Source organism: Nakamurella endophytica, from assembly GCF_014646215.1.
In the GTDB taxonomy this organism is placed as follows: domain Bacteria; phylum Actinomycetota; class Actinomycetes; order Mycobacteriales; family Nakamurellaceae; genus Nakamurella; species Nakamurella endophytica.
In genome coordinates this window covers 127706-151436 of the sequence record NZ_BMNA01000003.1, presented here as the reverse complement: position 1 = coordinate 151436, position 23731 = coordinate 127706, and the positions used below count along the sequence as shown (strand labels likewise).

General features: G+C 75.3%; 15 protein-coding genes. 8 read left to right on the top strand and 7 right to left on the bottom strand.

The features are described from left to right. Positions 1-169: 169 nt before the first annotated feature. Genes murJ through IEY37_RS07795 form a run of 3 tightly spaced genes read right to left on the bottom strand, consistent with a single transcriptional unit; the run spans position 170 to position 7670 of the window. Complete coding sequence (gene murJ / locus IEY37_RS07805; protein WP_188940998.1) at positions 170-4306, bottom strand: murein biosynthesis integral membrane protein MurJ; 4137 nt, start codon at positions 4304-4306, stop codon at positions 170-172. After that, a complete protein-coding gene (locus IEY37_RS07800; RefSeq protein WP_188940997.1) occupies positions 4303-7209 on the bottom strand; it encodes a DUF6049 family protein in 2907 nt (968 codons plus the stop codon). The genes murJ and IEY37_RS07800 overlap by 4 nt, the downstream gene beginning before the upstream one ends. Further along, entirely contained in the window at positions 7206-7670 is a 465-nt protein-coding gene (locus IEY37_RS07795) for an NUDIX hydrolase (protein ID WP_188940996.1), read from the bottom strand. The genes IEY37_RS07800 and IEY37_RS07795 overlap by 4 nt, the downstream gene beginning before the upstream one ends. A gap of 322 nt (positions 7671-7992) precedes the next feature. Here IEY37_RS07795 and IEY37_RS22010 point away from each other — a divergent pair, with 322 nt between their 5' ends. Both IEY37_RS22010 and IEY37_RS07785 read left to right on the top strand, forming a co-directional pair. Beyond that, entirely contained in the window at positions 7993-9570 is a 1578-nt protein-coding gene (locus IEY37_RS22010; protein ID WP_229674157.1) for a tRNA nucleotidyltransferase/poly(A) polymerase-related protein, read from the top strand. Positions 9571-9745: 175 nt separating this feature from the next. Further along, on the top strand, positions 9746-10564 hold the full coding sequence (locus IEY37_RS07785; RefSeq protein ID WP_188940995.1) for a hypothetical protein: 819 nt from the start codon (positions 9746-9748) through the stop codon (positions 10562-10564). Positions 10565-10724: 160 nt separating this feature from the next. On the opposite strand, the gene IEY37_RS07780 is transcribed toward IEY37_RS07785, so the two are convergent. Then, complete coding sequence (locus tag IEY37_RS07780) at positions 10725-12071, bottom strand: MFS transporter (RefSeq protein ID WP_188940994.1); 1347 nt, start codon at positions 12069-12071, stop codon at positions 10725-10727. A gap of 104 nt (positions 12072-12175) precedes the next feature. On the opposite strand from IEY37_RS07780, the gene IEY37_RS07775 reads away from it, so the two are divergent. Further along, positions 12176-12844, top strand: a complete 669-nt coding sequence (locus IEY37_RS07775) for a YqgE/AlgH family protein (RefSeq protein WP_229674156.1) — start codon at positions 12176-12178, stop codon at positions 12842-12844. 65 nt (positions 12845-12909) lie between these two features. Here the strand turns inward: IEY37_RS07775 and IEY37_RS07770 are convergent, their stop codons facing one another. Next, on the bottom strand, positions 12910-13377 hold the full coding sequence (locus tag IEY37_RS07770; protein WP_188940992.1) for an SdpI family protein: 468 nt from the start codon (positions 13375-13377) through the stop codon (positions 12910-12912). Positions 13378-13544: 167 nt separating this feature from the next. Here IEY37_RS07770 and leuS point away from each other — a divergent pair, with 167 nt between their 5' ends. The 5 genes from leuS to IEY37_RS07745 all read left to right on the top strand — a co-directional run bounded on the left by leuS (position 13545) and on the right by IEY37_RS07745 (position 19379). Then, entirely contained in the window at positions 13545-16556 is a 3012-nt protein-coding gene (gene leuS, locus IEY37_RS07765) for a leucine--tRNA ligase (RefSeq protein WP_188940991.1), read from the top strand. 49 nt (positions 16557-16605) lie between these two features. Then, positions 16606-17418, top strand: coding sequence for a class I SAM-dependent methyltransferase (locus tag IEY37_RS07760; protein ID WP_188940990.1), 813 nt, complete (start codon positions 16606-16608; stop codon positions 17416-17418). 64 nt (positions 17419-17482) lie between these two features. Then, positions 17483-18301 carry a carbon-nitrogen hydrolase family protein gene (locus IEY37_RS07755; protein ID WP_188940989.1) on the top strand — a complete coding sequence of 273 codons (819 nt, stop codon included), beginning with the start codon at positions 17483-17485 and terminating at the stop codon, positions 18299-18301. A gap of 87 nt (positions 18302-18388) precedes the next feature. Beyond that, complete coding sequence (locus IEY37_RS07750) at positions 18389-18823, top strand: PGPGW domain-containing protein (RefSeq protein WP_188940988.1); 435 nt, start codon at positions 18389-18391, stop codon at positions 18821-18823. A gap of 154 nt (positions 18824-18977) precedes the next feature. Further along, positions 18978-19379: a DUF5318 domain-containing protein gene (locus IEY37_RS07745; protein WP_188940987.1), complete on the top strand. Its 402-nt coding sequence runs from the start codon at positions 18978-18980 to the stop codon at positions 19377-19379. A 143-nt stretch (positions 19380-19522) separates the two neighbouring features. Here the strand turns inward: IEY37_RS07745 and IEY37_RS07740 are convergent, their stop codons facing one another. Next, positions 19523-22162 carry a protein kinase domain-containing protein gene (locus tag IEY37_RS07740; protein WP_188940986.1) on the bottom strand — a complete coding sequence of 880 codons (2640 nt, stop codon included), beginning with the start codon at positions 22160-22162 and terminating at the stop codon, positions 19523-19525. A 71-nt stretch (positions 22163-22233) separates the two neighbouring features. Further along, positions 22234-23712, bottom strand: a complete 1479-nt coding sequence (locus tag IEY37_RS07735; protein WP_188940985.1) for a peptide MFS transporter — start codon at positions 23710-23712, stop codon at positions 22234-22236. Positions 23713-23731: the final 19 nt, after the last annotated feature.

Below are 23731 nucleotides of genomic sequence, written 5' to 3'. Positions count from 1 at the left end.
ACCCCACGTCCGCCACCTCTGGCCGCTGAAGCTGTCAGCGGCCGCTGCCGGCGGCTGGATGTCAGCTGCCGCTGACGGCGGCTGGATGTCAGCTGCCGCTGACGCAAGCCGGATGTCAGCTGCCGCTGACGCCGGCCGGATGTCAGCTGCCGCTGACGCAAGCTGGATGTCAGCTGCCGCTGACGGCGATCTCCGTGAGGCTCGACTGGAATCCCGAGCCCTGCGGCGCCAGCTGCGTCACGAACACGATCAGGTACTTGGACCGCGGGGCCCCGTCGAGCTTGATCGTCACCGGCGCCGCGCCGTTGAGCAGGCCCGTGCCGACCACCCGGGTCGAGGCCAGCGGGACGTCCGATCCGGTGGCCGTGCGGATCTCGACCTTGGTGCCCGGGGTGTCGCTCGACACCGTCACCGACGTCGGCACCGCCTCGCGCTGCAGCTCCAGCGTCAGGCCGACACCCTGCTTGAGCGTCGGGAACTGCTGCTTGTACACGAAGGTGTTCCAGCCGGAGCTGGGGTCGTTGTCGAAGGCCCGCTCGACCTGCCCGATGTTGTCCTTGTTCCCGTCGCCCTGCGGGTCGTAGACCGTCGCGGACGCCACCGGTACCGGCGCGGCCGGCGGCACCGTCGTGGTGCTCGTCGAGGTCGTGCTCGTCCCGGTGGTGCGCGAGGCCGGAGTGGTCGCCTTGCTGGGCTGGCTGCGGGTCGACCGGGTGGTCCGGGACGCCCCCGCGGACGACGACGGGGCCGGGGCGCTGCTCACCGCCGGGCGGCCCACGTCCGACACGGTCGGGTCCTGCACCCCGGCCAGCGCCTGCTTGGCGAGGCTGGCGACGACGATCACGATCAGCGCCGAGAACGCCACCAGCATGGTGGCGCCGATGGCCAGCTTGACCCGGCGCTCGCGGATCAGCCGGCGCTCCGCGGGCCGCAGCGACTCGGCGGGCTCCGGCTCGAGCTCCTCGGCCGGCGCGGCCGCGGTGTCCGGGCTGCGCAGCAGGGCTGCGATCGCGCCCACGGCATGGATGCCGTCCGGGTCCTGCGGATGCAGGGCGCGCTCGGCCAGCGCCGACAGCGCCTCGGGGATCCCGGGCCGGACCTGGGAGGCCGGCAGCTCGCGGCCCAGCCGGGTCGGCGCGGCGGGCAGTGGCGCCGACGGGTCGTCCACCGGCGGTGCCGGCGCGGCCGCGGCCGGCTCGGCGTCCGCGGCGGCCCGACGGCCGAACCGGCGTCCGCGGGCTGCGTCGTCGGGCGGCGGGGTGACGACGGTCGCGGCGTCCTGCTCGGCGCCGGTCCCGGACCCCGGCGCGTCGGGACGCGCGGCGGCCAGCGGCCAGGTGCCGGTGAGCATGGCGTAGAGCAGCGCGCCGACGGCCTCGATGTCCTGGTCGGGCGTCGCCCCGCCGTGGGCGATGACGTGCGAGAGCGCCACCTGCCCGTCGAAGTTGACGCGGACCAGCGACGGGTGCAGGGCGCCCAGCGCGATGCCGTTGCGGTGTGCCTCCGCGACCGCTTCGGCCACCTTGGCGGTGATCGAGGTGGCGACGTCCGGTTCCAGCGGGCCGGCGGACAGCAGGTCGGTCAGCGTGGCACCGTCCATCCACTGCCCGGCGATGAACGACTGCCCGTCCGGGGTGGTTCCGACGTCCAGGGTCTGCGGCAGGCCCGCGTGGTGCAGCCGGCCGACGCGCAGCGTGCGGGCCACCGTGGCGGAGGCGGCTCCCGGATCGGCGAGCAGGGTGATCGCCATGTCCCGGGGCAGCACCGTGTCCTTGGCCCGCCAGAAGTGGTTCCCGGCCCGGTCGGTGAGGACGAGGCTGACCAGCCGGTAGCGCTCGCCGACCGTGGCGCCGGGGGACAGGGCCGGTGGCCGGTCGCCGTCGGCACCGCCGGTGGTGCCGGCGGTGCCGGCAGTGCCGTCCCGGGGACCGCCGTTCGCGGACGTCACGCGCGTCGTCACCTCTGTCACTGGTTCTGTGGTCGCCGGGTGCGGGGTGCTGCCGGGCCGGTGGCCGCCGGGGGCGGGCGCCGCCGCCGGGACCGTCGTCGGATCCACCGGACGCCCGGCCGGGCCGGCGAATTCTCCCATCGACGGACGTCCGGCCGCCGCCTCGGTGCCGCGAGCCGCGCGATCGGCGGCGTGGTGCCGGACACCTTCGGCCGGGATCGCCGGGGCCGGTCTCGCGGGGGCGGGCGCGGCCGGGGTCGGGACAGCGGGCCCGTCCGGGTCACCGCCGCGGGAGTGCGCCGCGCCGGCGGCGGTCCGGGCGTCCTCCCGAGCATCGCTCGCCCGTCCGCGGCCCAGCAGGCGGAGCAGCCGGCGGCGGACCGGGACCAGCTCCTCGACCCGCAGCAGGACGGCCAGCACCGCGATGACCACCACCCCGATCACCGCGGCGACCACGCAGATGGCCAGGGCGTCCAGCAACGACGTGGGCCGGAGACCGGTCACGGCGCGGGTGCCGAAGTAGGCGGCGACGCCGCCGCCCGCCGACGCGACGGCCATCTTGCCCACGGTCGCCAGCGTCCGGCGGGTGCCCATCGGCCCGAACCGGGCTCGCAGCCAGATCTCGCCGACCACGGCGCCGACCAGGTAGCTGGCCGCGGTGGCCACCGCCAGTCCCGGGATGACCAGGCGCGGGGACAGCGACGCCGCGGCGAACAGCAGCGGCACCCGCACGGCGACCATCACGGCATTGATCACGACCGGCGTGCGGCCGTCCTTCATGGCGTAGAAGACCCGCATCTGCACCAGCGTCATGGCCAGCGGCAACAGCCCCACCGCCATGCCGCCGAGCGTGCCGCCGACCAGCAGCGCCGACTCGCGGTCGAACTCGCCGTGCTCGAACAGCAGCACCGACAGGGCGCCGCCGACGACGAGCAGCCCGGCCGAGACCGGCAGCAGGGCGACCGCCGACAGCCGGTTGGCCAGCGACATGTCCTGCTTGAGCTCCACCAGCTGACCGGCGGCAGCGTGCCGGCTCATCCGCGGCATGATCGCCGTCAGCACGGCGACGCCGAGGATCCCGTACGGCATCTGGAACAGCAGCGACGCCGTCTGGAAGATGACGACGCCGCCGGTGAGGTCGTCACCGGAGGCGATCCGGGTCGTGGCCACCACGCCGACCTGGGAGACCAGCACGTAGACGACGGCCCACGCGACCAGGCCGCCGGCCTCGCCGAGCCGCCGGTCCCACCCCCACCGCCAGCGGAAGCGGAACCCGCTCCGGCGCAGCGACGGCAGCATGACGGCGGCCTGCGCGACGATGCCGAGGGTCGTCCCGACCCCGAGCAGCAGGGCGTCGGCGCGGGAGAGCGTGTCGGCGCCCGACGTGATGCCGGAGCGCAGCAGCACCACCGCGACCGCGATGACCACCAGGTTGTTGACGACCGGCGCCCAGGCGTTGGCCGCGAAGCGCTCGCGGGTGTTCAGGATCGCCCCGAACATCGCCGCCAGGCCGTAGAAGACGATCTGCGGCAGCAGCAGCCTGGCCAGGTCGGTGGCCAGGCCCACGTTCACGGCGTCGCTGGAACCGCTCAGGTACAGCCGGGTCAGCAGCGGCGCCGCCGCGACCGACAACGCCGTCGCGGCCACCAGCCCGACCAGCACCAGGGTGACCAGGCGCTGGGTGTACTCGGCGCCGCCGTCGGCATCCGAGCGTTGCGCGCGGGTCAGCAAGGGGATCGCCACCGAGGTGAGCACACCGCCGATGAGCAGCTCGAAGACGATGTTCGGCAGGGTGTTGGCCAAGGTGTACGAGTTGTTGACGACGGCGGCGCCCAGGGCGGCGGCCAGCAGCACCTTGGCCAGCAGCCCGGTGATCCGGCTGACCACCGTCGCGACGGCCATCAGGGCGCTCGCCCGCACCACGCCCGAGGTCCGCGCCGTCCGCATGCCGGCGACCGCGTCCGCCCCGGCGGCGGTCACGACGGTGGTGCCGTCGCCGGTGCTGACGGTACGGGCGGCGTCCGGCGCGGCCACCACGGTCTCGGCCGCCGACCCGGGCAGGACGGTGGCGGCACCGGACCCGGTCACCACGGTGTCCGCACCGGACCCGGTCACCACGGTGTCCGCACCGGGCCCGGTCACCACGGTGTCCGCGTCGGTGCGGCCGGCCGGCCGGCGGTCCCGTTCGGGGAGTGCCTCGTCGGTGATCTGCTGGATCAGGACGGTGCTGTCCTCGGTGCCGGCGAGCAGCGCGGGCGCGCCGGGCCCGAGGCCGCCGGTGCCCCCCTCGTCCCGCCGGTCGGCGACGGCTCGGCGGAACCACTCCGGCGGTTCGTCGGGGTGGTGCTGCCGGGTCATCGGAGGCCTTTCGCGGTGCCGGCGGGTCGGTCGGCCGGGGTGGGAAGGGGCGGGCGGGCGGCCGGCAGGGCGCCACCGGCGCGGGCCGGGTCGGGCGCGGAGTCCGCCGTCGCAGCGGTATCGGAGCCCGAGCCGGACGCGGAACTCGGACCGGAGCCGGCCGGGGTGCCGGCCGCGTCCTCGTGGTCGTGGTCGTGGTCGTGGTCGTGGTCGTGGTGGTGGTCGCCGGCCGGCGTCCGGTCGTGCCCGGGGTCGCCGGCGTCGGGCGCCGGCTCGACGATCCGGTCCGTGGGGTCCAGCCGGGTCCGGCCCCGGACCCGCTGGGTGATCCGCACGGCGACCATCAGCAGCAGCACCGCGCCGGCCACGGCGATGACGACCAGGGTCACCGTGCCGTAGACGCTGGACCGGACGGTGATCGGCACCTGGCCGCCCAGCGCCCGGCCGTCCGGCGTGAACAGCTGCGCCGACACCGCGAACGTGCCGGACCGGGACACCTCGGCCGGCAACCGCAGCTGCAGCGACCGTCCCGCCGGCACCGTCTGCAGCCCGGGGTCGGTGACGTCCAGACCAGCCCGCTGACCGCCGCTGATCACCAGCCGCACCCGGGCGGCGTAGGGAAGGGTGTTCCGGATGGTGACCAGCAACGGCGAGCTGCTGGAGGCCAGCGTGTAGGGCCCGGACGGCGGCGCGATCGTCAGTCCGGCGCCGAGCAGCCCGAGCGTCGAGGTCACCGTGGCCAGCACGGACGACGGCGGCCCGAGGCCGCTGCGCCAGGCAGCGGAGAACGAGGTGCTCAGCGCGCCCGAGACCGGCCGGAGGAGGGCGGCCGGGTCGGCCTGCTCCGGACCCGGCTCGCGCACCAGTGCCCGCTGCATCGACGCGACCCCGCCGCCGGCGTCGCGGACCTGGGCGAGGTAGTCCGACCCGAGTTCCGCGGCCCGCGCGGACTCGGGGTACCGCAGTCCGGTGACCGGTGCCGTCGCCGACGTCAGCGCCGACAACGGGCTGCCGGTGACGGCCCCGCCGGCCGCCAGGTCGGTGAGCAGCCGGTCGAACGCCGCGACGCCCTGCCCGTTGGGCGTCCAGCGGCGGTCCGGCACGACGACCAGCGGCGTGCCCGTGCCGGACACCCACTGCTGGGTGAGCAGCGCGGCGAGGGCGTTGACCTGCAGCGGGCCCGAGGCGCTCGGCGGGCCGCCGATCATGGACCGCACCGCGGGCCGGAGGGTCGAATCCGCCACCGCGGTGCCCAGGTCCGGCAGTTGCCGGACTCCGCTGGGCACCGCCAGCTGCCCGACCGGGGTGGTGCGCTGCAGCGAGGCGGCGTCCAGGACGGCCGTCCGGTAGCCGGCCTGCGCCAGCACCGCCAGCGTGGCCGGGTCGACGACCCCGTCGACCGGCAGCGCGACGGTGGTGAGCTGCCGAGACCCGGGCAGCAGCTGCCGTGCCACGGTGATGCCCTGCCGCACCAGCGCCACCAGCCGCTCCGGCATCCCCGCCCGCACCATCGCCACGGCGTCGGGGTCGGAGTACGGCAGCACGGCCACCGGATGCTCGGCGGCCAGGACCCGGACGCGGGACAGGAACGTGGCCGCGGCGGCGGCGCCCCGGCCCGGGACCGTGTCCGGGGGAGTGGTGACGATCCCGGCCGGGGTGGCCGGGGTGGCCGGGGTGGCCGGGGTGGTCGGGGTGGTCGGGGTGGTCGGGGTGGCCGGGGTGCCGGTCGCCGCGGTGCCGGTCGTCGGGGTGGTCGCCGCGGTGGCCGTGGCGCCCGCAGCACCGGGGGTACGCGAGGTAGCAGCGGGAGCACCGGCCGTGCCGGTCGTGCCGGTCGTGCCGGTCGTGCCGGTCGTGCCCGCCGTACCGGCCGTGCCGGCCGTGCCGGGCGTCCCGGTCGCGCCGGTCCCGGTGGCCCGGGACGGTGCGCTCGCGGTGCTCGATGTCCGGCTCGACCCGGTGGCGCCCGGAACCGGTGTCAGCGCGGGCTGCGGGACGCCGGTGTCGGCCCGCACCAGGTAGCCGTCCTGCATGCGGTGCAGCTCGTCCAGCAGCTCGGGATCCACCACCAGGGTCTGCGACTGGTCACCGGACGACGTCCCGGACAGGCCGTCGAGCACCGCCCACAGGCGGCCGCCGGGGGAGATCGCGGGCAGCAGGTCCTCGTCGAGGAACACCGGACCGACGCTCAGGTGCGGCCGGTCCACCAGCGGCCAGAGGGTGCTGACCTGCAGCGGCCGGGCGCCGGCCGGCACCGTCGGTGCCGTCGTCGCCGGTCCGGCCGGTGTCGCCGGTGTCGCCGGTGCCGTCGCGCCGACCGCGGGGAGCGACACCACCGCCGCCACCAGGTGCAGCTCGCCGACCCGCGCGTGCACCGAGTCGTCCGTGTTTCCCACCAGGCCGTTGACGTTGAACATGACCGGGTAGGCGCCGGGCACGTCGAGCGCGAGCGAGTCGCCGTCCTGGCCGGTGAGCGGCACGGACATGGTGAACGCGGTGGAGGCCCCGGCGGCCAGGTCCGTCGTCAGCGGTTGGAAGCGGTCGGTCACCACCGTCGACGGCTGGCCGGGCGACGACAGCTCGCCGCGCAGTGCCGTCTCGTCGGCGAAGGGGTCGCCGCGCTGGACCCGGTACTCCAGGTCGGACACCGGCAGCGCCCCGGTGTTGGTCGCGGTGCCGCGCACGGTCAGCGTGGTCGGGCCGCTCGCCGTGACGACGTCGGGGGTGATGGCGTCGACGGTGAAGGACAGCGTCCCGGCGTACTCGCCGAGCGGGGCCGCGACGGCCGGCGGAGCGCCGGCCAGCGCCGCGGCGAGCAGCAGCACCGCGGTGACGAGCCCCGCCGTGAACCGGGGGATCGTGGCCGCGCGGCGCCGGCGCGGGCCGGACCGCGAAGGCCTCACGCGCTCTCGGCCAGCAGCCGCGCCGCGCGCTGGACCAGCCGGCGCTCGCCGGCGTACGCCAGCCGCTCGCCGATCTCGGTGAGCGGCACCCACGCGACCTCGGTCACCTCGACGTCGGCGTCCGAGAGCTCCCCGGCGACGGCCTCCATCAGGAAGTGGTGCACCCGCTTGTGGATGCGGCGGCCCTGGGCGGTGAAGGTGTACTCGACGCTGCCCAGCCGGGCGGTGATCCGCCCGCAGATGCCGGTCTCCTCGGCCACCTCCCGGACGGCGGCCTGCTCGGTGGTCTCGCCGGCCTCGACGTGCCCCTTGGGCAGCGACCAGCGCAGCCGCCCGCGCCGGTCCAGCCGGCCGATCAGGGCGGCGGCGCTCACCCCGTCCTCGGTCCGCACGACCAGGCCACCCGCGGACGTCTCGTCCGCGTGGCGGCGCCGGGCCGGCGGCGCGGGGGACGGGGACATGCGCCCGATGGTAACGGCCGGGTGCGCCCGGCCGAGGTCCTCGCGGTCTCCCGGCACGCCGCGCCGACCTGGCACAACAGCGCCACATCCGGGCTTCACACCCCCGGCGCGGCGGCCGGCGCGTGGTGGCCCCGGCGCCGCACCCCTAGACTGGCTCGTCGTGTCCACCGCCGCCCGACGACCCCGCGCCACCCGTCCCGCCGGGCCCCGGACGCCGGCCACGGTGTCGGGCCCAGCCGAGGCCCCAGGGTCGGGCACACGGTCGGGCACGGCGCCAGCCGGTCCCGTCACCGGCGAGCTGTCGGCCTTGCAGCGCGAGGCCGTGACGACGCTGCTGCGGATCTCACCGGTGGCCGACGAGCTCGGCGAGCTGTTCCGCCGGGCCGGGCACGAGCTGCACCTGGTCGGCGGGTCGGTCCGGGACGCCCTGCTGGGCCGGCTCGGCAACGACCTGGACTTCACCACCGACGCCCGCCCGGACCGCATCCTCGAGCTGGTCCGGCCGTGGGCCGACGCCGTGTGGGAGACCGGCGTCGAGTTCGGCACGGTCGGCGCCACCCGGTCCGGCTGGCGCATCGAGGTCACCACGTTCCGGGCCGACCAGTACGACGGCGAGTCGCGGAACCCCGAGGTGACCTTCGGCGAGTCGCTCGCCGACGACCTCTTGCGGCGCGACTTCGCGGTCAACGCCATGGCCGTGTCGGTGCCGGACCACCGGTTCACCGACCCGTTCGGCGGGCTGCAGCAGCTGGCCGAACGGCTGCTGGACACCCCAGGTCGACCGGAGGACAGCTTCCACGACGACCCGCTGCGGATGATGCGGGCCGCCCGGTTCACCTCGCAGCTCGGCTTCCGGGTGGCGGACCGGGTGACGGAGGCGATGACGGCGATGGCGGGCGAGATCCGCCGGATCACCGTCGAGCGGATCTCGGCCGAACTGTCCGGCCTGCTGCTCGGCGCCCACCCGCGGGCCGGGCTGGAGCTGCTCACCCGCACCGGGCTGGCCGCCCACGTCCTGCCGGAGCTGCCCGCGCTGATCCTCGAGCGCGACGAGCACCACCAGCACAAGGACGTCTACCAGCACTCGCTGACCGTGCTGGAGCAGGCGATCGCGCTCGAGGACCCCGTGCCGGCGGGGCCGCTCGGCGGGAGCGCAGCGGGGACCATCACCGACCCGCCGTCGAGTCCCCACCGGACGGCGGGCCTGGAGAACCCGGCGGGCACCGACGGCAGCAAGCGCAGCGACGGCACCGATGGCACCGACGGGACCGTGCCGGGGCCGGACCTCGTCCTGCGGCTCGCGGCGCTGCTGCACGACATCGGCAAGCCGGCCACCCGCCGGTTCGAACCCGGCGGCGGCGTCAGCTTCCACCACCACGAGGTGGTCGGCGCGCGGCTGGTCAAGCAGCGGCTGCGGGAGCTGCGCTTCCCGGCGCACGTGGTCAAGGACGTCGAGCAGCTGACGTTCCTGCACCTGCGGTTCCACGGGTACTCGGGCGGCGCCTGGACCGATTCGGCGGTGCGCCGATACGTGCACGACGCCGGGCCGCTGCTGCCGCGGTTGAACAAGCTGGTCCGGGCCGACTGCACCACCCGCAACCCCCGGCGGCGGCAGGCGCTGCAGCGCTCCTACGACGACCTCGAGGCGCGAATCGCTGCCCTGGCCGCCGACGAGGACCTGCGCCGGGTGCGGCCGGACCTGGACGGCAACGAGATCATGCGGCTGCTCGGCATCCCGCCGGGGCCGATGGTCGGCCGGGCGTGGGCGCACCTCAAGGACGTCCGGCTGGAGCGCGGTCCGCTGGACCGGGTCGAGGCGGAGGCCGAGCTGTTCCGCTGGGCGCGGGAGCAGGGCCTGCTGCCGGAGCAGCCGCGCGAGCAGGGTCTGCTGCCGGAGTAGCCCGTCGGATCGGTCCGGTGTCCGAGCGCACGCGGTCCGGGCGGGAGACCGTCACGCAGCGTGCTGATCCGTGCCGGAAAAACCGTGAAGGACCGGCGGAACCGCACGCCGGAAGGCGGCGTCCGATCCCCCGAAAGCGGCACGGAGGCCGCACCCAGTCACGGAGGAACCCCCGATGAGCACCCTGACCTACTCGTTCGGCAACGACACCACCCCCACCCAGACCTACACGTCTCCGGCGGACGTCGACGTCAACGGCGACGGCACCCCCGACGGTGTCGCGCTGGACTTCGACGGCTCGGGCCACAAGGACGCCATCGCCTGGGACTCGGACGGGGACGGACGCGTCGACACCATCCTGGTGTCCACCAACCACGACGGGCACTACGACACCGCCTACTACGACCCGGCCGGCAACGGCCACTGGAACAGCGCGGAGCAGATCGACGCCCACTGGGTGACCGCGGACAGCTCCTCGAGCACCGACGACTCGGCGCCGGCCGACGTGGCGGCTCCCGGCCAGCTGACGTACGCCTTCGGCGACAGCCACACCCCGACGCACGTCTACACCGGCACCCCCGACGTGGACGTCGACGGCGACGGCCGGGGCGACGGCATCGCGCTGGACTTCGACGGCTCGGGCCACAAGGACGCCATCGCCTGGGACTCCAACGGCGACGGGCGGGTGGACACCATCCTGGTGTCCACGAACCACGACGGCCACTACGACACCGCCTACACCGACCCGGCCGGCAACGGCCACTGGAACAGCGCGGAGTCGATCGACGCGCACTGGGTCACCTCGGACGGGACCAGCACCGCCAGCACCGACGGCACCGACAGCACCGACGACTCCTCGACCCCGGACGCCTGGGTGCAGGACCAGATCGACGACGCCGACCAGTCCGGCTCCACCCCGGACCCGTGGGTGCAGGACCAGATCGATGCGTACTCCGGCAGCCACGCCACCGCGGACGTGCACGTCCACGGCTGATCCGAGAGCACGGTGCGCCGGCCGACCCGGCCGGCGGCACCGGGCGACCGTCGCGCGCGCCCAGGCGCGAGGGGTGCGGCGGCTGCCCTGTCGCCGGCCGGGGCACCGGGACCCGCAGCCGTCGGGGAGCGGGCCCGGTGCGGCGGCCCGGCGACCGGCGTCAGCCGGCCAGTTCGGGCCGCCGTCGGTGCACGGCGCGCATCCCGGCGCCGTAGCCGACGGCCGTGAGCAGGTACAACGCGGCCACCATGATCACCGGGGCGAGGCCGCGGCCGTCCCAGGGCACCAGGCCGACGCCGAGCGCGAAGGCGGCGACGTAGAAGACGTTGTTGGCGGTGTCGTAGAGCGCGAAGACCCGGCCGATGTAGGCGTCGCCGGAGTCCCGCTGCACCACCGAGTCGGCGCAGACCTTGGACGACTGGTAGGAGAAGGCCAGCACCACGGCGGTGATCAGGGTGGACAGCTGGGTGAACTGCGAGCCGGCCGCGGCGACGACCACCGCGGACAGCAGCAGCAGCAGCACGACGTACCGGGTGCGGCCCAGCAGCGCCACCATCGGCGCCGTCGCCACCGCGCCCAGGAACAGGCCCACCGCGGACACGCCCAGCACCTCGGCGATGCCGGCGATCCCCGACCGGAAGATCCCGTGGTGCTCGGTGAAGTGGTGCTGGAACAGCAGCAGCACGACCAGCGTGGACAGCCCGAAGCAGAACCGGACCAGCACCACCATCAGCACCGACAGGCCGGCGGACGGGCGGCGGACCAGCTGCCGCATGCCGGCGGCGAAGCCCTCCAGCACCGCTCGCAAGGGCTGCGGCGGCTCGTCGGTCTCGTCCGGCCCGAGCGACCAGCGGGTGAACCGCCCCGCCAGCAGGGCGGAGCCGACGTAGAACAGGATGACCGACCCCGTCACGACGGCGATCGGCACGTTGCCGGTGCCCAGGACCGTCCGCAACCCGATGGCGTAGCCGCCGCCGACGACCGTCGCGACGGAGCCGGCGGTGGTGGCCAGCGCGTTGGCGCCGACCAGCGAGTCCGGCGCGATGACGTGCGGCAGCGACGCGGACAGCCCGGAGCCGACGAACCGGCCGCAGCCCATGACCACGAGCGAGACGGCGAACAGCATCCACAGCGGCAGCCCGAACGCCAGCAGCACGGCCAGCACCGCGATGATCGCCGACCGCACCAGGTTGGCCAGCACCAGCACCTGCCGGCGGCTCCACCGGTCCAGCAGCGCGCCAGCGAACGGACCGATCAGCGAGTACGGCAGCAGCAGCACCGCGAAGCCGGCTGCGATGGTGGCCGCCGTGGACTGCCGCGACGGGTCGAACAGCACCGCGTTCGCCAGCGCGCCCTGGAAGGCGCCGTCGCCGAAGGACGCCAGCATCCGGACCAGGATCAGCCGCCGCAGCTGGGGCACCCGCAACAGCGGGCGCAGCCCGTGCACCGACGGCGGCGACGGCGGCACGGCGTGCCCCACCGTCCGCTGCCCGTGCGTCGAGGTCACGAGGGAACGGTACGTGCGCAGGCCGTGACCGCGTACCCGGGATTGATCGAATCGTCACTGCGCCACCCGGCCGGGTGCGCGGGACGTGGACCACAATGGGTCCGGTGAGCACCGAGCGACCGGGCGATGCCCTGTCCGGGGGTGGCCCGGGCGACGAGCCGGACCCCTCGCAGGTCCCGGGGAGGGCCGGCGCCGGTCGCCGCGCCGGTCGCGGGCGGCTCGCCCCCGGGTCGCTGCTGGTGGCGACGCCGGCCCTGGTGGACCCACACTTCCACCGCACCGTCGTCTACGTGGTCGCGCACGGCGCCGACGGCACCGCCGGCCTGGTCATCAACCGCCGCACCGAAACGGCCGTGCACAACGTCCTGCCGGCCTGGAGCGGCCGGGTGGCGCGGCCGCAGGCGGTCTTCGCGGGCGGCCCCGTGCAGACCACCGGCGCGATGTGCCTGGGTGTGTGCCGGCAGGGCGTCAACCCGGTCGAGGTGGCCGGCACCGTACCGATCTCCGGGCCGGTCGTGCTGGTGGACCTGGACGGCGAGCCGGAGCGGATCGGCCGGGACCTGACCGGCGTGCGGATCTTCGCCGGCCACGCCGGCTGGTCCCCGGGACAGCTGGCCGAGGAGATCGCCGGCGGGGCCTGGCACGTGCTGCCCGGCCGGCCCGCGGACGTGCTCGCCGGGCCGCGGGTGGACCTGTGGTTCCAGGTGCTGCGCCGGCAGGGCTTCCCGCTGGCCTGGCAGGCGTACGTGCCCGCGGACGTGCACGAGAACTGACGGCCGCCCGCGGGACCCTCGTGGGACCGGCTCGGAGGCGCCGGGTCCGCCGTGCGGGCGCCGGATCAGCCCTGCGCCGGGAGCGTGCTGCGGCGGGTCAGCGCCGCGCACCCGCCGTCGCCGCACCCGCAACCGCCACAGGCGCCGCCGCCGACCGGACGGCGGGCCGGCACCGGCAGCGTCCGGGCCGCCCGCTCGCCGAGGGCCGTCCCGGCCACGGCCAGGGCGACCACCGCCACCAGGCCGATCACCGCGACGACCACGGTCGCGGCCACGGGCAGGCTCGCCAGCAGCACGACGGCGGCGGCGACCAGCCCGGCCACCGCGGCGCCGGCGAGCACCGGTGCGGCCACGCGGTTCGCGGTGGCGAAGGCGGTGTCGTTGTCCGAGGCGGCCGGCGTCCGCACCCCCCAGCGTCCGGTCCGCCGCAGCCGGCCGGTCCACCCGGCCCACGCCTGCACCGCCGCGCCGCCGGCGAGGAGCACGAGCAGCAGTCCCAGGGGGAGGCTGAGGGCCAGAGGCGTGCCGGGCATACCCCGCATCGTAGGCGGAGGACTAGACTCGGGCTCATGACGGCTTCGCTGCTTGCCGAGCCGCGCTGACCGGATCCCTCCGGCCGCGCGGCGTTCCCTCCTGAGACCAGGAGGGTTTTTTTGTGCCCGCAGCGCCCCAGCAGTCCCGCAGACGACGAGAGAGACCGATGACCGGCGATCAGGACAGCATCGACACGGGCGGCCCGGCGGCCCCGGACGCGGGCGTCGCCACGGACGTCGACACGGACGCCGCCACGGACGTCGCCACGGACACGCGTCCCGCCGGGGACGTCCCCGCCCACCGGTACACCGCGGAGCTGGCCAACCGGATCGAGGCCCGGTGGCAGGACCGGTGGGAGGCCGAGGGCACCTTCCGGGCGCCCAACCCGGCGGGGCCGCTGGCGCCCGCGGACCCGGCCCGGGTGCCGGCCGACAAGATGTACGTCCTGGACATGTTCCCGTACCCGTCCGGGGCGGGTCTGCACGTCGGCCACCCGCTGGGCTACATCGGCACCGACGTGCTGGGCCGCTTCATGCGGATGACCGGCCGGAACGTGCTGCACACCGTCGGCTTCGACGCTTTCGGGCTGCCGGCCGAGCAGTACGCCATCCGTACCGGGACCCACCCGCGGGAGACGACGGCGCAGAACGTCGAGCGGTACCGGTCGCAGCTGCGGCGGCTGGGGTTCGCCCACGACAGCCGGCGGAGCGTCTCGACCACCGACCCGGAGTTCTTCCGCTGGACCCAGTGGATCTTCCTGCAGCTGTTCGGCGCCTGGTACGACGAGCGTGCCGGCCGGGCCCGCCCGGTCGCCGAGCTGGCCGCCGAGTACGCCGCCGGCGAGCGGACCACGCCCGACGGCCGGCGCTGGGCGGAGCTGAGCCACGCCGAGCAGGAGGCCGTGCTGGCCGGCCGCCGGCTGGCATACGTGGCCATGGCGCCGGTCAACTGGTGTCCGGGGCTGGGGACCGTGCTGTCCAACGAGGAGGTCACCGCGGACGGCCGGTCCGAGATCGGCAACTTCCCGGTGTTCCGCCGCAACCTGCGCCAGTGGATGATGCGGATCACCGACTACGCCGACCGGCTGATCGACGACCTGGACCGGCTGGACTGGCCCGAGTCGGTCAAGGCCATGCAGCGGAACTGGATCGGCCGCTCCACCGGCGCCGAGATCCGTTTCCGGGTGCTGCCGGCGGACCCGGCAGCCGGGCGGGACGACCGGTCCCCGGTGCCGGGTGACGACGACCTGCCCACCTTCACCGTCTTCACCACCCGGCCGGACACCTTGTTCGGCGCGACCTACGCGGTGCTGGCGCCGGAGCACCCGCTGGTCGGCGACCTGACCGCGGACGAGTGGCCCGCAGGCACCCCGGAGTCGTGGACCGGCGGGGCGCCCACGCCGGCCGAGGCCGTCGCCCGCTACCGGGCGGCCGCGGCGCGCAAGAGCGACCTGGAACGCCAGGAGAACCGGGAGAAGACCGGCGTCTTCACCGGGTCCTACGCGGTCAACCCGGCGAACGGCGCGCGGCTGCCGGTGTTCATCGCCGACTACGTGCTGACCGGGTACGGCACCGGGGCGATCATGGCCGTGCCCGGGCAGGACGTCCGCGACTGGGACTTCGCGAAGGTCTTCGACCTGCCGGTGGTGCGGACCGTGCAGCCGGCCCCCGGTCACCCGGACGACGAGGCGTTCACAGGCGAGGGACCGGCGATCAACAGCGCCAACCTCGAGCTGGACCTGAACGGCCTGCCGGTCGCCGAGGCCAAGGCGGCGATGATCGACTGGCTGGTGGCCCGCGGCGCCGGCCGCGCCCGGACGCAGTACAAGCTGCGCGACTGGCTGTTCAGCCGCCAGCGGTACTGGGGTGAGCCGTTCCCGATCGTCTACGACGACGAGGGCACGGCCATCGCGCTGCCGGACGACCAGCTGCCGCTGACGCTGCCGGAGATGGTCGACTTCGCGCCCGCCGCCGCCGACCCGGACGACGCCACGTCCGACCCGCAGCCGCCGCTGGCCAGGGCCACCGAATGGGCCACGGTCGAGCTGGACCTGGGCGACGGGCCGCGCACCTACCGCCGCGAGCTGAACGTCATGCCGCAGTGGGCCGGCTCCTGCTGGTACGAGATGCGGTACCTGGACCCCACCAACGACGAGGCGTTCTGCGACCCGGTGGTGGAGCGGTACTGGATGGGCCCGGACCCGGCCCGGCCCGGCGACCCGGGCGGTGTCGACCTGTACGTCGGCGGCGTCGAGCACGCCGTGCTGCACCTGCTGTACTCGCGCTTCTGGCACAAGGTGCTGTACGACCTGGGGCACGTCTCGAGCGAGGAGCCGTTCCGCCGGCTGTTCAACCAGGGCTACATCCAGGCGTACGCCTACACCGACGACCGCGGCTTCTACGTCCCGGCCGAGGAGGTGACCGAGGGCACCGGCGAGACCGCCGGCCGGTTCTTCCACGACGGCCAGGAGGTGCACCGCGAGTACGGGAAGATGGGCAAGTCCCTGAACAACGTCGTCACCCCGGACGACATGTGCCGCCGCTACGGCGCCGACACGTTCCGGATGTACGAGATGGGGATGGGCCCGCTGGACGTGTCCCGGCCCTGGCAGACCCGGGACGTCGTCGGACCGCAGCGGTACCTGCAGCGGCTGTGGCGGATCGTCGTGTCCGAGGAGACCGGCGAGACCGTGGTGTCCGACGAGCCGGCGGACGAGGCCACCCGCGCGCTGCTGCACCGGACGATCGACGGGGTCCGCACCGACCTGGCGGGGATGTCCTACAACACCGCGATCGCCAAGCTGATCGTGCTGGCCAACTACGTCACCAAGTCGGCGGCGCCGGCCTCCCGCGAGGTGGCCGAGGCCCTGGTGCTGATGACGGCACCGCTGGCGCCGCACATCGCCGAGGAACTGTGGCAGCGGCTGGGCCACCGGACGTCGCTGGGTCACGGGCCGTTCCCGGAGGCCGACCCGGCGCTGCTGGGCGTCGCGGAGGTCGAGTACCCGATCCAGGTCCGGGGCAAGGTTCGGGCCCGGGTCACCGTGCCGGCGGACGCCCCGGTCGAGGCGGTGGAGAGCGCCGCGCTGGCCGAGCCGCGGGTGGTCGAGCTGCTGGAGGGGTCGCGACCGCGCAAGATCGTCGTGGTCCCCGGGCGGATGGTCTCGATCGTCCCCTGACACCGGGCCGTCCCGTCCCGCGGGCGGCCCCACCGCGGAGGAGGACGCCGTGCCGGAGCAACGCCCGCAGCAGCTGTCGGTCGGTGGGTTCGACGACGCCGCCGACGACTTCCTCCTGCTGGCGCCGCTGCTGTGGGACCCGGTGAGCCTGGGCACCGTCGAGGTCACCGCCCCGGCCACCGGCGAGCGGGTGCTCGACGCCTGCTGCGGCGTCGGCTCCTCGGCCCTGCCGGCCGCGGTGGCGGTGGGCGGCGCCGGGCTGGTCGACGCCGTCGATCTGTCGGGTCCGCTCGTCGAGCGGGCGGCCGCCCGCGCCGCCGACCTGCCGCAGCTGCACGCGCACACCGCCGACGTGACGGCGTGGCCGGAGGACGGCTACGACCTGGTGCAGTGCGTCCTGGGCGTCTTCTTCTTCCCGGACATGGACGCCGGCACCCGGCACCTGGTCGGCCGGGCCCGTCCCGGCGGGCGGGTCGGCATCACCGTCTGGCGGCGGGGGGCCGTGGTCGCCGCCGGGCGCGCTCTCGCCGCCGCCGTGGGACGGCAGCGCGGCGCGGAGGTGCCGGCGCCCGAGGCGTCGGCGCGGCTGGACGCCGTCGCGGACCCCGAGGGACTGGCCGGGTGGCTCGCCGGTTGCGGCGCCGCCGACGTCCAGGTCACCACCGTCGAGCACGCCCTGCCCACCGACCCGGTCTCGCTGTGGCTGCTGGTCACCGGGTCCGGATACCGCGGCCTGCTGTCCGGGCTGTCCGCCGAGGCGGTGGAGGCCGTCCGGTCGGACTACCTGGACCAGCTGGCCGGCGGGACGCCCGTCGACACCACCACGCTGGTGGCGCTGGGCCGGGTCGGCGGCCGCCGCTGATCCCGGCGCCGGCCGCCGCACCGGGTCCCGGTCGCGTCCGGCGCCGGAGTGGGAGGATCGGGGCATGCGGATCGCGGTGACCCAGTTCGACCCCCGGCCGGATCCGGCCGCCAATGCCGGCCACATCGCGTCGGCCGCGGCGCGGGCCGCGTCCGACGGCGCGGATCTCCTGCTGGCGCCGGAGGGTTCGCTGGTCTCGTTCCTCACGGACCCGTCGGCGCCCGGTCGCGCCGCGCAACCCCTGGACGGCCCGTTCGTCGGAGCGCTGGCCGAGGCGTCCCGGCGGCACGGGCTGGCCATCGCGGCCGGGACCTTCGTCCCCGACCCGGACTCGGACCGGGTCCACAACACCCTGGTGGTGCTCGTCGACGGCGAGCTCCGCGCCGCCTACCGCAAGATCCACCTCTACGACGCCTTCGCCTTTGAGGAGTCGCGGTCGGTCGCACCCGGCGCGGACGCCGCGCCGGTCGTGGAGCTCGGCGGGGTCCGCGTCGGCTTCGCCACCTGCTACGACCTGCGCTTCCCGGAGCTCTTCCGGTCGCTGTCCGCGGCCGGCGCGGACGTGCTGGCGCTGGCCTCGGCGTGGGTGCGCGGACCTCTCAAGGAGGAGCACTGGTCGACGCTGCTGCGCGCCAGGGCGATCGAGAACACCTGCTATGTCGTCGCGGCGGATCAGATCGGGCCGGCCGGCATCGGTCGCTCGGCCGCGTTCGACCCGTTCGGGTTGCCGCTGCTGGACCTGGGCACCGCCACCCCGGGCTACGGCTGCGTCACCGTAAACCCGGAGCGGATCCGCGAGGTCCGGGACATCCTCCCGAGCGGCCGGCACGGCCGGCTGCGTATCGACCCCGTGCCGGCACCGGTGGCCCTGCCGGTGTCCTGACGGACATGCCAGACCGCCGGGCCGGCGCGGCACGTCCGGGCGGGGCGCCGTCGGTACCGTCGAGGTCATGTCGGTGGAGGGTGCCCCGTGAAGACCGTGGTCGTCGCCGTGCTCGGCGGCCTGCTGACCCTGGCCGGCATCGCGCTGCTGGTGCTGCCCGGCCCCGGGTTCGTGCTGATCGCCGTCGGCCTCGCGGTGCTGGCCACCCGGTTCTCCTGGGCCCGCAAACCGCTGGACTACGCCAAGGACAAGGCGCAGCAGGGCATGGACGAGGTGACCAAGAGCCCGTGGCGCGCGGCCCTGGCCCTGCTCTGCGCGCTGGCGCTGATCGCCCTCGGGGTGCTGCAGCTGGCGGGGGTGGACGTGCCGCTGGTCACCACGATCACCGCGGTGGTGCTCGTGCTGTCCGGCCTGGCGCTCATCGGGACCCTGGTCTACGCCCAGCGTCGCGCCGGCTGCGGCTCGCGGCGCCCGGCCCGCACCCTGCTGCCGTCGTCGTCCGGACGCGCCGGCCGCTCCTGACCACCGGGTCCGACACCGCCGCCACTGGGTGACACACCCCACGGGTCGGCCCGGCCGTCGGATGGTCCTGCGGCGTTCCGCGCACCGGTGCCGGGCTCCGGGATGCCGGGCGCTGCCCGGGGCGTCCGGAACGGCCCGGCGTACCCTTTTCCTGATGCGGACGCAGAGAGGGCTGGTCGACTACGCGTTGCAACGCAGGGCGCTGCTCGCGGAGGTCATGGCTGGTCGCACGGGGGTCAGCGAGGTGTGCGACGCCTCCCCGTACCTCGTCCGCGCGGCCAAGTTCCACGGCGTCCCGACGGACGTCAGCTGCCCGGTGTGCCGCAAGGAGAACCTCACCCACGTCTACTGGGTCTACGGCGACGAGATCAAGCACCTCGCCGGCTCCGCCCGGGTGCCGGCAGAGCTGGAGAAGATGGCCGGGGTCTTCGGCGAGTTCTCCGTGTACCAGGTCGAGGTCTGCCGGACGTGCGAGTGGAACCACCTCGTCGCGTCGTTCGTGATGGGCACCAAGGGCGACCAGGCGCCCCGCGCCCGCCGCCGGGCCGCCAAGTAGCCGCGCCGGCACGTAGCCGCGCCGGCAGCCGCCGGCCGGGCCGGCCGGTGTCGCCGCCCGCTCCCTGCTCGCGCAACGACAGCTGCATCGCCGGCCACGTCACCGTTCAGGGCAGAGCCGTCCAGCCGGCGTGGTCGGCGCGGTCAGCGACTCGTCCACGCCGGTGAGCCGACGACGGCGCCCGGTCCGGACAGCCGCCGGGCCGGTGCCCCGCCCGCCACGTCGACCACCCAGATCTCCGGCGCACCCGGGTCGTCGCCCGCGGCCGGCCGGGTGCTCTTGAACGCCAGCCGCCGGCCGTCCGGGGACCAGCTCGGTCCCTGGTTGGTGAAATCGTCGAAGCCGTCCTCGCCGGTGCCGGCGGCCGCTCCCGGTGCCGCGACACCGCCCGCGCCCGCGCCGGCGGTGTCGACGACCAGGATCCGGGACCGGCGGCGGCCGTCGACCCGGTCGGTGCGGCTGAACGCCACGCGGTCGTCGACCGGGGAGAAGACCGGATCCACGTCGGCCGGCCCGCCGGTCACCCGGACCGGCGCGCCGCCGTCGACGGGCTGGACGAAGACCGAGCCGCCGCCGGCCCCGGCCGTCGCGGAGCCCCAGTACGCCAGCCGCCGGCCGTCCCGGGAGAACGACAGGTCGTCGACGACGGCCAGCCCGGTCCGCAGCGTGGTCAGCGTCCGGCCGGCGGCGTCGACCAGGCGCAGCTCGAGACCCGCCGCGGTGCGGCAGGTCACCGCCCACCGGTCCGGCCGGACCGGGTCCCACGCCGGCCGGCCGATCGACAGGCAGCCGGCGGGCCTGGTCACCGGGCGGTCGCCGGTGCCGTCGGCGGCCACCGCGCGGACCTCGCGCCCGCCGGCGACGTACAGGACGGTCCGGCGGTCCGCCGACAGCAGCGGGTTCACCGGGTCGCCGCGCGGCGCGGCGAGGACGGCCGGGGTGGGGCCGGCGCCGGTGTCGGCGTCCATCCGGACCAGGGTGTAGCGGCCGCCACCGATCGCCCGACCCACCACGACGGTGGCGTCCGGCAGCGGTCGGGGCGACCGCGGCAGGTCCGCAGCCGGGCGGCCGGCGCCGGATGCCGGCGTCGCGCTGCCGGACGCCGAGGACGCCGAGGAGGCGGACGCCACCGACGACCCTGTCGGGCCCGTGGACGCGGAACCCGCCGGCCCCGATCCGGCCGGCTCGGTCCCTGCCGTGCGGGTCTCGGCGTCGATCACCGCACCGGTGCCGGTCACGGCCGCGGTGCTGCCGCCGGTCGCCGGGGTCGCGCTGGTGCCGGTGGCCGCCGTGCTGCGGGGCGGGCCGACGACGCCGGTGGCGAGCAGGGTGATCGCCGTGGCGATCACCGCCAGCAGCACCACGGCACCCACGACGAGTCCGCGCCGCCGCCGACCCGCCGGGACCGGGTCGCCGGCATCCGGCCAGCTGGGGTCGAGGGTGGTCGGCTCCGGGCCGGCCGAGCCGGGGGGCTGCGTGGGTGGCTGTGCTGTGGGTGGCAGAGCTGTGGGTGGCCGTGCTGTGGGTGGCTGTGCTGTGGGTGTCGGCGTGACGGGCGCGGCGACCGGCACGGGTGACACGGCCGGTGCGGACCACACCGGTGCGACCGGTCGCGCCGGCGCGGGTCCGGCCGGTCGGATCGGACCGCCCATCCGGCGGGGGTCCGCCACGGTCGGCGCTCCGGCGCCTCCCGGGGCTGCGGCGGCTGCGGCGCCTCCCCCGCCTCCGAATACTCCGCCGCCTCGCCCGCGCTGGCCGTGATCCCCGGCGTCGCGGGCGTGGTGGTCTTCTCTGGCGCCCATGGCGCTGCCCGGGCTGCCTGTTCCGCCGGTGCTGCCGGCACCCGGAGGTGGAGCGACGGTCCGCGGGGCCGAGCCGAGCGCCCGCCGCGTGGCCGCGGCCAGGGCCCGGGCGGTGGGGTAGCGCTGGTCCGGATCGCGGGCGAGCGCCGTGGCGATCACCCGGTCGATGTCCGCCGGCAGTGTGGGCACCAGGTCGGTCGGGGCCGGTGGCGGGAGGTGCAGGTGGGCGTAGATCTTCGCCGGCACGGTGTCCGCGGGGAACGGCACCCGCCCGGTGAGCAGCTTGAACAGCACGCAGCCCAGCGCGTAGACGTCGCACCGGCCGTCCAGCGGACGGTTCTCGATCTGTTCCGGTGCGGCGTAGTCCAGGGTCGCGACCACCGCGCCGGCCATGGTCAGCGCCGTCCGCTGCGCCTCGAGCTCGCCCATGGCCTTGACCACGCCGAAGTCGGACAGGTAAACCCGCTCGCCTCCGGCCGAGTCCCCGGGCCACCCCTCACCGTCCGGACCGTCGGCGTTCCCGGCACCGTCGGGCTCGTCGCCGGGTGCCAGCAGTATGTTCGCCGGCTTGACGTCGCGGTGCACCAACCCGTGCCGGTGCGCGAAGTCCAGCGCCGCGGCCACTCCGGTGACGATGTGCACCGCCCGGGCGGGCGGCAGGCCGGCCGGTGCGTCGGCGACCGCGCGCTCGGCGGTCGTCCCGTCCACGAACGGCATGGACAGCCAGACCCTGCCGTCCTCGGCACCGACGTCGAGCACCGGGACGATGTGCGGGTGGTCCAGCCGGGCGACCGTCTCGGCCTCGCGCCGGAACCGGCCGACGAACGACTCGTCGGCGACCAGGTCCTCGCGGAGCAGCTTGAGCGCCACCCGGCGGGGCAACCGCGGATGGCGGGCCAGGTAGACCTCGCCCATCCCGCCGGCGCCGATCTGCCGCTCCACGACGTGGCCGGCCACGACGGCGCCGGGTTCGAGCGGCATGAGCGGATTGTGTCAGCCGGCGCGGCGGCCGGGGGCGGTCCTGCGGAACCCGCGGAACCCGCCGGTCCGGCTCACCGCACGCCGCTCATCAGCCGCAGGATCGGCCGGGAGAAGGCGAAGACCGCCAGCCCGACGACGATCGCCGCCGCGCCGAGGATGCCGAAGTACGGCACCTGGTCGTCGCCGTCGTAGTAGCCGGACAGCACGCCGGACATGGCCGTGCCCAGCGCGACGGACAGGAAGAACAGCGCGACCATCTGGGTGCGGAAGATCTGCGGCGCCAGCTTCGTCGACAGCGACAGCCCGATCGGCGAGAGCAACAGCTCGGCGACGGTAAACGCGAAGATGATCAGCGCAATGTACACCAGCGGGGTCCCGGCCCGGCCGGCGTGCGCGTAGGGCAGGAACAGCAAGAAGGCCACGCCCATCACGGCGGTCCCGGCGGCGAACTTGAGCGGTGTCGGGGGCTGCCGGTCGCCGAGCTTGGTCCAGATCGCGGTGAAGACGCCGGCGAAGATGATGATGAACACCGGGTTGATCGAGTTGACCCACTCCGGCGGCATCTGCCAGCCGAACAGGCTGCGGTTGAGCTGGTCCTCGGCGTAGAGCGGCACCACGGTGAACTGCTGCTGGTACAGCGACCAGAAGGCGGCGCTGGCGATGAACAGCGGGATGAAGGCGAGCACCCGCCGTCGTTCCACCGCGGTGATGCGCCGGCTGGACAGGATGACCGCGAACAGCGCCACGGTGGCCGCGATGGTCAGGTAGACGACGATGTCCGGGAGGTTGTCGGCGTCGATGACACCGGTGAGCACCAGCACCACGACGACCACGAGCGTCCCGACGCCGATCGCCACCCAGCGCAGCCGTTCGGGGCGGGGCAGCGGGTTCTTCACCTGCCGGGCCCGCGCCGGGAAGTTGCGCCGCCCGAACGAGTACTGGACGAGCCCGAGCGCCATGCCGACGGCGGCCGCCCCGAACCCGTAGTGGAACCCGTACCGGTCACGCAGGAACCCGGTGACCAGCGGGCCGAGGAACGCACCCAGGTTGATGCCCAGGTAGAACAGCGAGAACCCGGCGTCCCGCCGCGGGTCGCCCTCCTCGTAGAGCGTGCCCACCACGGACGTGGCGTTCGCCTTGAGGCCGCCGCTGCCGAAGGCCACCGCCAGCAGGCCGACCACCACGCCCGCGACGCCGGGGATCACGGCCAGCGCCAGGTGCCCGAACATGATCAGCACCGCGCTGTAGAACAGCACCCGCTCGCTGCCCAGCAACCGGTCCGCGATCCAGGCGCCGAGGATCGTCGACAGGTACACGCCGCCGCCGTAGGCGCCGATGATGCCGGTGCCCACCTCGTTCGAGATCCCCAGCCCGCCGTCGGCGAGCTCGCCGGTCAGGTAGTAGAGCAGGACGATCTGCATCCCGTAGAACGAGAAGCGCTCCCAGGCCTCGACGCCGAAGAGGTTGGCCAGCGCCCACGGCTGGCCGAAGAACCGGCGCCGGGAGCCGGCGGGGGCCGCGTCGTCGTTGACGGACGGATGGGTGACCACGGTGCGTCAGGATGACAGC